This is a genomic window from Kitasatospora sp. NPDC127067, assembly GCF_042724755.1.
Classification (GTDB): Bacteria; Actinomycetota; Actinomycetes; order Streptomycetales; family Streptomycetaceae; genus Kitasatospora; species Kitasatospora lactacystinica.
Map to the genome: position 1 here is coordinate 43,361 of NZ_JBHXEM010000059.1, position 9,194 is coordinate 52,554.

Sequence of the window (9,194 nt, forward strand, 5' to 3'; positions counted from 1 at the left end):
TTCTTTTTTTTTAAACTGCCGGGGGATGACCCCCCCCCCCCCCCCCCCCGCGGGCCGCCCGCCCGCCCCGGGGCGCCCGGCCGTCGCCGTGTCCGGACGCCCCCGGACACCCCGGGACGGCCCCGGGCCTCGCCCGACGGGCCCGCGGCGGCCCGCTCCGCCTGTGGGATCGGCCACAGGCCCCGGCGCTCGGACACCCCCGTACGCGGGGCGCGCACGCCGCCCGCACGGTTCCGTACGCCCAACCGGCGTACGCCTCCTGACGGCACGCCCGCAACCCCGCCGATCGGCCGAAACCCGCCGGGCGCCCCGCGCTCCGGCGCCCGCGCCCGCCCCCGGCCCGTCGACGCCGGGCCGTGCCCGTGGATAGGGTCGGACCCCATGGCTGGCAGAGCGCCGGGCACACCGCCCCAGACGACTGCGACGAGGCCCGGCGCCGCCACGGCGTCCGAGTCCGTGACGGCCCGGTTGCGCAAGAGGCTCCGCCGGGTCCGCCGAAGGCTGCGCACAGCCGGTGTGGACTACTTCCGCGGCGGCGCCGCCGACTGGCCGGTGCTCTGCGCGCTCGCCCTGCTCGTCCCGCTGCTGATCCTGCTCAACATCTGGATGCCCGACTGGGCCCCGCCCACCTCCCTGGTCCTGCCGATCCTGGCCGGCGCCCTGCTGCTGCGCCCCGGCAGCCTGGTGGTGCTCTACGCCCTGGCCGCGCTCGGCCTCTCCTCCGAGTCCGTGATCCACACCGGCCAGCGGGTCGCCAGCGACAACCCCGAGGCGTACATCTACGGCGTGACCCCGGGCGCGGCCCTGGTGGTCGGCGCCGCCGGGGTGGGCGGCCTGCTGCTCGCCCAGTTCCGGGCCCGGGTCGGTGTGCCCTGGTGGGGCGGCTCCACCATGCTGTTCGACCTGCGCGAGCGGCTGCGGGTGCAGAGCCGGGTGCCCGAGCTGCCGGAGGGCTGGCACGCGGACATGGCGCTGCGCCCGGCCGGCGGCCAGTCCTTCTCCGGGGACTTCGTGGTCGCCGCCCGCACCGGCCCCGGCCAGCGGCTGCTGGAGGTGGTCCTCGCGGACGTCTCCGGCAAGGGCATGGACGCCGGCTCCCGCGCGCTGCTGCTCTCCGGTGCCTTCGGCGGCCTGGTCGGCTCGCTGCCCGCGCACGACTTCCTGCCCGCCGCCAACGGCTACCTGCTGCGCCAGTCCTGGGAGGAGGGCTTCGCCACCGCCGTCCACCTGGTGCTGGACCTGGACACCGGGGAGTACGAGCTGCTCTCGGCCGGGCACCTGCCGGGCATGCAGCGGCTGGCCGGGGAGGGGCGCTGGGAGGTCAAGCAGGCCGAGGGCCCGCTGCTCGGGATCTACGACGGCGCCAAGTTCGATGGCGTGCGCGGCCGGCTGAACCGGGGCGACGTGCTGATGCTGTGCACCGACGGCATGGTCGAGGCCCCGGGCCGGGACCTCGGGGAGGGCATGGACCGGCTGATGGGGGAGGCGGACCGGCTGGTGCCCGGCGGCGGACCCGGGACGGGCACGGGCACCGCGGCCGCGCTGATCGAGACGGTCGCCCGGGACATCAACGACGACCGCGCCGTGCTGCTGCTCTGGCGCGACTGACGGTGCCGCCGGGGCACATGCCAAGGGCAGCCGCCGCTGTCAAGCCCGGCAGCTGATCTTCGGCCAATTCGCAGGCCCCGTCGACGGAGCGGACCAGCGGCTTCCGTTCCCCGCCCCCGGCCGTTTTCCGGCCGCTCAGCACGGCCCCGCCGACGATTCGTCAGGACGGCTCCGCTATCGTCCCGGTCGGCGGAAACTCGTCTCGCATCGCAGGATATCGGCGTTGGGCTGACTTTCAGACCTTTACGCAATCGGCACGGTCGACCACACTGAGTCCGGGCGGGACTGTTCAGGATTCGGGGGATTGGGGGCGTCACGTGCGGCACGACAGACAGCGGTCGACTGCGGGCTCCCTCGCCGGCGCTGCGCCGGACGGTCCGCGATTCCGCCTCGGGACCGTCGGACAGGCCGGGGTCCGGCTTTCGCAGGTGCCGCCGGGCGGCGGCACCCCGCTATGAAAACGAGGAAGTGAGTCCGGGTGGCACTCTCCGTCTCCGCACTGGTCCTGTTCGCGATCCTGTGCATCATCTTCATCCGCAACAAGCAGATGAAGATCCCGCACGCGATCGTCGCCGCCCTGTTCGGCTTCATGCTCCACGAGACCACGGTCGCCGGCTCCATCAACTCCCTGCTGGCCAACCTCGCGCACAGCATCTCCGGCATCACCGGCGGCTGACCCGGCCGGGCCGTCCGCACCCTCGCCCAGGGGTCACCGGTCGGCCCGTCTGGCCTCCCGCCAGCGAGCGAACAGTCCCCGGGGGCGCGCCGCCGCCGGGGCCGGGGCACGCATCGGCGCGGGTGCCACCGCACCCGCCGGCGTGTGCTGCCCCGATGCCGTCGGTTCGGCCGTCAGCAGCACGAACAGCCGTGCCCAGCACAGCCGTTCGCCCCGCGGCCAGTCCAGCGCGCGCAGCGCCGCCGACGCCGCCTCCGACACCTCGCCGCCCACCCGGACCTCGGCGACGTCGTCCCCCGCCTTCCCGCCCAGGAAGAGCTTGACGCCCACCGGCCCGGGCCCGGTCAACCCGGCGCGCAGCGCGGGCGCCAGCGCCGGCAGCACCCGGTGCTCGGCGAGCCAGCCCGCCAGGTGCTCGTTGCCGAAGCCGAACACCGCGGCCGGCCCCTGCACCGCGTGCCAGCCCGGGAGTCCGGGCAGGGCCGGGCGGTCGGCGCGGATCCCGCGGCCCCCCGCGACCTCGACCAGCACCGGGGCGGTGGTGGTCGCCCACATCTTCACCGCGTTGGCGAGCTTCTCCTCCTCGGTCTTGCCGAGGCCTGCCGCGCAGTCCCACACCACCGGGGCGTCCGCCCGGCCCAGGTGGAGCACGAAGCCGAGGTCCACGTGCCCGGCGCCGTCGTCCCCGGGGTGCTCGCGCACCGCCACCGCGGTGGTGCCGGGGCCGCGGACCACCTCGCCGTCCGGGCGGAACACCTGGCCCAGTCGCGCCATCTCCCGGACCACACAGCGCTGAATGACGGCCAGTCGCTCCTGCGGATGCACCGGGACTCCTCCACCTCGGGAGCGCGGCGGCTGAGCTCGCGCTCGAACTGCGCTCGAACGCCGCCGAGGCTATCGGCCCGACAGCCCGCCGGGAAACCATGCGGACCCCGCGGTCCTCCGGTCGCGGAAATGTCCTGGATGCCCCACTTTGGGCAGCGGAACCTGAAGGCTGTCCGCCCGGAGGACCCGCATGCCCCGCACCACCGCCCCGCCCCCGCCCGTCCTCCTCGCCCCCGGGCCGCCGCCGTTCGGCCCCGCCGGCCCCGGACTGGTCGCCGAGATCGAGGCCTACCTCGCCTCGCTGCCCGCCCCCGCGCGCACCCCGGTGCCGTACGTCTGCCCCCACGGCAGCGTCCTGCGGCCCTGGCAGGCCGGCCACCCCGAGCCCCGGGCCACGCTGCTCGACCGGGCGCTGGGCCGGCCCGCCCGCCCCGTGCCGGTCGGCGCGGCCGACCACCTCCGGCTCGCCTCCCGCTACATCGGCGCGCACGGCTGGCTCCAGGGCGCGATGTGGGACGCGGCCGGCCGGGTCTGCCTGCTCGGCGCACAGGCCGCCGTCCTGGCACACGGCTACGGCACCCCGGACACCGTGCGCACCGCCCGGGTCCAGCTGATGGAGGTGCTGCACGCCACCGGCCGCCCCGCGCGCTCCCCGGACGAGTACAACGACCGCCCGACCACCCGGGAGGGCGACGTCCACCAGCTGCTGGACCGGGCCGCCGCCCGGGCCGCACGGCTCGGACTCTGAGGCGGAAGGGGCAGTGACGGCCCGGGGAACGCCGACGGCCCCGGTGCGCTGGGCACACCGGGGCCGGATCGGAGAGCGGGCGACGAGAATCGAACTCGCGTGACTAGTTTGGAAGACTAGGGCTCTACCATTGAGCTACGCCCGCACGACGCTCCCAGCCGTCACCGGCCGGAAGTCCGGGGGACAGCGTACCTGGTCCGGCCGCCCGAGCGCACGCCCCCTCGCCCAGCGCCCTGCGTGCACCCCCTCGCGCCCGCGCGGTATATGTCGCGGTCGCGCCCGCGCGGAACGACTCGGCGAGCCGTGCAGGCCCGGCGTGTACGCTTCCTCTCGGCACCACGGGGTGTGGCGCAGTTTGGTAGCGCGTCCGCTTTGGGAGCGGAAGGCCGTCGGTTCGAATCCGGTCACCCCGACAGTGCGGCAGGGTCTCGCCCGACGGGGGCGGGGCCCTGTTCTGTGTGGGAGCTCTCCGGCGGCGGTACGGTGGCGCCTGGCGTCCGCCTTTCGTGGTACCGGTAGGATGGGGCGCTGGCGGTAGTCCCTGTGGCGTCCACCCAGGTCAACCGCACGAGGGCGAGGAGTCAAGCTCACCGTCCACCCCACGGGAGATGCAGCTCCAACCGCCCATCGCCCGTCTCGTCCGACCCCCCTTCCGGCTCCGGCCGGGCGATGGGGACGGGCGGAGACAACCTGACCGCAAGCCCCTAGGAGACCTAACCGTGAAGAGCGCCGTCGAGACTCTGAACCCGACCCGGGTTCGACTCACCGTCGAGGTGCCCTTCGAGGAGCTCAAGCCCAGCCTCGACGCGGCGTACAAGAAGATCAACCAGCAGGTCTCGGTCCCGGGCTTCCGCAAGGGCAAGATCCCGAACCGGGTCATCGACCAGCGCTTCGGCCGTGGTGCCGTGCTGGAAGAGGCCGTCAACGACGCCCTGCCGCGCTTCTACACGCAGGCCGTCGACGAGGGCAAGATCGAGGTCCTCGGACAGCCCGACATCACCAACATCGAGGGTGTCGAGAAGATCGCCGATGGCGGCGACCTGAAGTTCACCGCCGAGGTCGACGTCCGTCCGGAGGTCACCCTGCCGGAGTTCTCCTCCATCGAGGTGACCGTCGACCCGATCGTCGTCTCCGACGAGGACATCGAGAAGTCGCTGGAGCAGCTGCGCGAGCGCTTCTCCTCGGTCAAGGACGTCGAGCGCGCCGCCGCCGAGGGCGACATCGTGGTCGTGGACCTGGTCGCCAAGGTCGACGGCGAGGTGCCGGACGACGGCACCGCCAACGGCGTCAGCTACGAGATCGGCTCGGGCCGCCTCATCGACGGCATCGACGAGGCCGTCGTCGGCCTGTCGGCCGGCGAGGAGAAGACCTTCGAGACCGAGCTCAAGGGTGGCACCCAGGCGGGCAAGACCTCCGAGGTCACCGTCACCGTCACCGCCGTCCAGGAGAAGGAGCTGCCCGAGCTGGACGACGAGTTCGCCCAGCTGGCCAGCGAGTTCGACACCCTGGAGGACCTGCGCGCCGACTCCCGCAAGCGCCTGGAGCGCATGAAGGAGTACGACCAGGCCACCCAGGCCCAGGAGAAGGTCCTGGACGCGCTGCTCGCCCTGGTTGAGATCGAGTACCCCGAGAAGCTCCTCAAGGACGAGGTCGAGACCCGCAAGCACAACGTGGAGCACCACCAGCTCCAGCCGATGGGCCTCACCCTCGACGCCTACCTGGAGACCCAGGGCAAGACCGCCGAGGAGTGGGACGCGGAGATCGAGGAGCAGGCGAAGAAGGGCATCAAGACCCAGTTCGTCCTGGACCAGATCGTCGCCGACGAGGAGCTGGGTGTTAACCAGGAGGAGCTGACCGAGCACCTCATCCGCCGCGCCGCCGGCTCCGGCCTCACCCCGGACCAGTTCGCCCAGCAGGTCGTCCAGGGCGGCCAGGTTCCGCTGCTGGTCGGCGAGGTCGCCCGCGGCAAGGCGCTGGCCACCGTGGTCGAGGCCGCCAAGGTCGTCGACACCGAGGGCAACGAGATCAACTTCGACGACGAGGACGAGACGGCCGAGACCGTCGAGGCCGCCGCCGAGGAGACCTCCGCCGAGGAGAAGACCGAGGCCTGAGCGCCCCGGTAGCCCCTCCAGGCTGCAGCGGGCCCGGACGCCGTACGGTGTCCGGGCCCGCTGTCGTCCCCGCCCGCGACCACCGCGACCCTGCGCTCACAGCGAACAGTTCTGCGTGAGGGATTCTGCGGCCCGGCCTGCGCGTTAGGGTCCTTGGACAGCACCAATCACGACGTGATACCCGGAAGCTGTGCGACATCGTGACGGCCGTGGAGCGACCGTCCAAACCGACTGAGCAGGTGGCTAAGTGACGTTCCCGCAGATGCAGATGCCTGGCCCGATGGCGCCGCACGCCGCCGCTGGTGACGTGCTCGGCGGCCTTGGCGACCAGGTCTACAACCGGCTGCTCAACGAGCGGATCATCTTCCTCGGCCAGGCGGTCGACGACGACATCGCCAACAAGATCACCGCGCAGCTGCTGCTGCTGGCCGCGGACCCGGACAAGGACATCTTCCTCTACATCAACTCCCCGGGCGGCTCGATCTCGGCCGGCATGGCGATCTACGACACCATGCAGTACATCAAGAACGACGTCGTCACCATCGCGATGGGCATGGCGGCCTCGATGGGCCAGTTCCTGCTCACCGCGGGTGCCCCGGGCAAGCGCTTCTCGCTGCCGAACTCGACCATCCTGATGCACCAGCCCTCCGCGGGCCTCGGCGGTTCCGCCACCGACATCCGCATCCAGGCCGAGCAGCTGCTCCGCACCAAGAAGCGGATGTCCGAGCTGATCGCCCACCACAGCGGCCAGTCCTTCGAGCAGATCACCGCCGACTCCGACCGCGACCGCTGGTTCACCCCGGAGGAGGCCCTGGAGTACGGCCTCATCGACGCGATCATGCACAGCGCCGCGGACGTCCCCGGCGGCGGCGGCACGGGCGCTGCCTGAGCCTCGGCCCGCCCGCGAGACCACAGCCCCAACGCCCCGGAGGACAAGGACCCCATGAACATCCCCAGCCTGTCGGCCGCCCAGGCCCGCGTCGAGGACATGCGCGCCGAGGGCCGCTACATCGTCCCGCGCTTCGTCGAGCGCACCACGCAGGGCATCCGCGAGTACGACCCGTACGCCAAGCTGTTCGAGGAGCGCATCATCTTCCTCGGCTCGCAGGTCGACGACGTCTCGGCGAACGACATCATGGCGCAGCTGCTGTGCCTGGAGTCGATGGACCCGGACCGCGAGATCCAGATGTACATCAACTCGCCCGGCGGCTCGTTCACGGCCCTGACGGCCATCTACGACACCATGCAGTACGTGAAGCCGGACATCACCACGGTCTGCATGGGCCAGGCGGCCTCCGCCGCGGCCGTGCTGCTCGCCGCCGGCACCCCCGGCAAGCGGATGGCGCTGCCGAACGCCCGCATCCTGATCCACCAGCCGTACACCGAGACCGGCCGCGGCCAGGTGTCCGACCTGGAGATCCAGGCCAAGGAGATCTTCCGGATGCGCGAGCAGCTGGAGGAGATGCTCTCCAAGCACTCCAACCGGACGGCGGAGCAGGTGCGCGACGACATCGAGCGCGACAAGATCCTGACCGCCGAGGAGGCCGCCGAGTACGGCCTGATCGACCAGATCATCTCCACCCGCAAGACCTCGCTGACCTCCTGAGGTCGGCTCCCTCCCGGCCCGCCCCCGGGTCGGGAGGGGCCGTCGGGGGGGGGGGGGGGCGCCGCGGGGGGCCCCGCCCCCGCCCCGGCCCATCGGCGGGCCCGCGCGACGGCATCTGTTCGGTATCAATTCGCCCAGGGCGTAGGGCAGACCTGGCGAAGAGGCCGGAATCACGGGCCCGGCAGAGTACCGTCGGATAGCGAGACCGAGCGCCGTCGGCGTTGACGGTCCACAGCACCAGGCCCCGGAACCCTGCGGGGCCCCTGGCGAAGGGGAAGCACCTCGTGGCACGCATCGGAGACGGTGGCGACCTGCTCAAGTGCTCGTTCTGCGGCAAGTCGCAGAAGCAGGTGAAGAAGCTGATCGCCGGCCCAGGCGTGTACATCTGCGACGAGTGCATCGACCTGTGCAACGAGATCATCGAGGAGGAACTCGCCGAGACCTCCGAGGTGCGCTTCGAGGAGCTCCCGAAGCCGCGCGAGATCTACGAGTTCCTGGACCAGTACGTGGTCGGCCAGGACCTCGCCAAGAAGGCGCTGTCGGTCGCCGTCTACAACCACTACAAGCGGGTCCAGGCCGGTGAGGCGGGCCGCAGCGGCGGCAACGGCCGCGAGGACGCCATCGAGCTGGCCAAGTCCAACATCCTGCTGCTGGGCCCCACCGGCTCCGGCAAGACGCTGCTGGCGCAGACCCTGGCCCGGATGCTCAACGTGCCGTTCGCCATCGCGGACGCCACCGCGCTGACCGAGGCCGGCTACGTCGGCGAGGACGTCGAGAACATCCTGCTCAAGCTGATCCAGGCGGCCGACTACGACGTCAAGAAGGCCGAGACCGGGATCATCTACATCGACGAGATCGACAAGGTCGCGCGCAAGAGCGAGAACCCGTCGATCACCCGGGACGTCTCCGGCGAGGGCGTGCAGCAGGCCCTGCTGAAGATCCTGGAGGGCACCACGGCCTCGGTGCCGCCGCAGGGCGGGCGCAAGCACCCGCACCAGGAGTTCATCCAGATCGACACCACCAACGTGCTGTTCATCGTCGGCGGCGCGTTCGCCGGCCTGGAGCGGATCATCGAGGGCCGCGCGGGTGCCAAGGGCATCGGCTTCGGCGCCAACATCCGCTCCAAGCGGGAGTCGGACGCCAGCGACCACTTCCGCCAGGTGATGCCCGAGGACCTGGTGAAGTTCGGCATGATCCCCGAGTTCATCGGCCGTCTCCCGGTGATCACCAGCGTGCACAACCTGGACCGCGAGGCGCTGCTCCAGATCCTCACCGAGCCGCGCAACGCGCTGGTCAAGCAGTACCGCAAGCTGTTCGAACTGGACGGCGTGGAGCTGGAGTTCTCCCGGGACGCGCTGGAGGCGATCGCCGACCAGGCGATCCTGCGCGGCACCGGCGCGCGCGGGCTGCGGGCCATCATGGAGGAGGTGCTGATGTCCGTGATGTACGAGGTTCCCTCGCGCCAGGACGTCGCCCGCGTGGTGGTCACCGGCGACGTGGTCTCCAAGCACGCCATCCCCACCCTGGTGCCGCGCGACATGATCAAGCGCGAGCGCCGGGAGAAGAGCGCCTGACCCGAGGCCTCCGTGACACGGGAGGGGCCCCGCACCGGATCCGGTG

General features: G+C 71.9%; 8 protein-coding genes and 2 tRNA genes. 8 read left to right on the forward strand and 2 right to left on the reverse strand.

What is annotated here, in order from left to right; translation table 11 throughout:
* Window positions 1-381: 381 nt before the first annotated feature.
* Both ACFWJ4_RS23295 and ACFWJ4_RS23300 read left to right on the forward strand, forming a co-directional pair.
* On the forward strand, window positions 382-1,608 hold the full coding sequence (locus ACFWJ4_RS23295; protein ID WP_380546623.1) for a PP2C family protein-serine/threonine phosphatase: 1,227 nt from the start codon (window positions 382-384) through the stop codon (window positions 1,606-1,608).
* A 478-nt stretch (window positions 1,609-2,086) separates the two neighbouring features.
* Complete coding sequence (locus ACFWJ4_RS23300; RefSeq protein ID WP_359914825.1) at window positions 2,087-2,284, forward strand: hypothetical protein; 198 nt, start codon at window positions 2,087-2,089, stop codon at window positions 2,282-2,284.
* A gap of 33 nt (window positions 2,285-2,317) precedes the next feature.
* Here the strand turns inward: ACFWJ4_RS23300 and ACFWJ4_RS23305 are convergent, their stop codons facing one another.
* Window positions 2,318-3,109 carry a DUF6348 family protein gene (locus ACFWJ4_RS23305; protein WP_380353536.1) on the reverse strand — a complete coding sequence of 264 codons (792 nt, stop codon included), beginning with the start codon at window positions 3,107-3,109 and terminating at the stop codon, window positions 2,318-2,320.
* A 190-nt stretch (window positions 3,110-3,299) separates the two neighbouring features.
* Here ACFWJ4_RS23305 and ACFWJ4_RS23310 point away from each other — a divergent pair, with 190 nt between their 5' ends.
* Window positions 3,300-3,857 carry a hypothetical protein gene (locus ACFWJ4_RS23310; RefSeq protein WP_359914831.1) on the forward strand — a complete coding sequence of 186 codons (558 nt, stop codon included), beginning with the start codon at window positions 3,300-3,302 and terminating at the stop codon, window positions 3,855-3,857.
* A 74-nt stretch (window positions 3,858-3,931) separates the two neighbouring features.
* On the opposite strand, the gene ACFWJ4_RS23315 is transcribed toward ACFWJ4_RS23310, so the two are convergent.
* Window positions 3,932-4,002, reverse strand: a tRNA-Gly gene (locus ACFWJ4_RS23315).
* Between the two features lie 194 nt (window positions 4,003-4,196).
* Between ACFWJ4_RS23315 and ACFWJ4_RS23320 the strand changes: the two genes are divergently transcribed.
* From ACFWJ4_RS23320 to clpX, 5 genes are all read left to right on the forward strand, one after another.
* Window positions 4,197-4,270, forward strand: a tRNA-Pro gene (locus tag ACFWJ4_RS23320).
* Between the two features lie 306 nt (window positions 4,271-4,576).
* Entirely contained in the window at window positions 4,577-5,968 is a 1,392-nt protein-coding gene (tig, locus tag ACFWJ4_RS23325) for a trigger factor (RefSeq protein ID WP_380546625.1), read from the forward strand.
* A gap of 268 nt (window positions 5,969-6,236) precedes the next feature.
* Complete coding sequence (locus ACFWJ4_RS23330; protein ID WP_380353544.1) at window positions 6,237-6,857, forward strand: ATP-dependent Clp protease proteolytic subunit; 621 nt, start codon at window positions 6,237-6,239, stop codon at window positions 6,855-6,857.
* A gap of 54 nt (window positions 6,858-6,911) precedes the next feature.
* A complete protein-coding gene (locus tag ACFWJ4_RS23335) occupies window positions 6,912-7,574 on the forward strand; it encodes an ATP-dependent Clp protease proteolytic subunit (protein WP_380546627.1) in 663 nt (220 codons plus the stop codon).
* A gap of 284 nt (window positions 7,575-7,858) precedes the next feature.
* Window positions 7,859-9,148, forward strand: a complete 1,290-nt coding sequence (gene clpX / locus ACFWJ4_RS23340) for an ATP-dependent Clp protease ATP-binding subunit ClpX (protein ID WP_045696864.1) — start codon at window positions 7,859-7,861, stop codon at window positions 9,146-9,148.
* Window positions 9,149-9,194 lie beyond the last annotated feature (46 nt).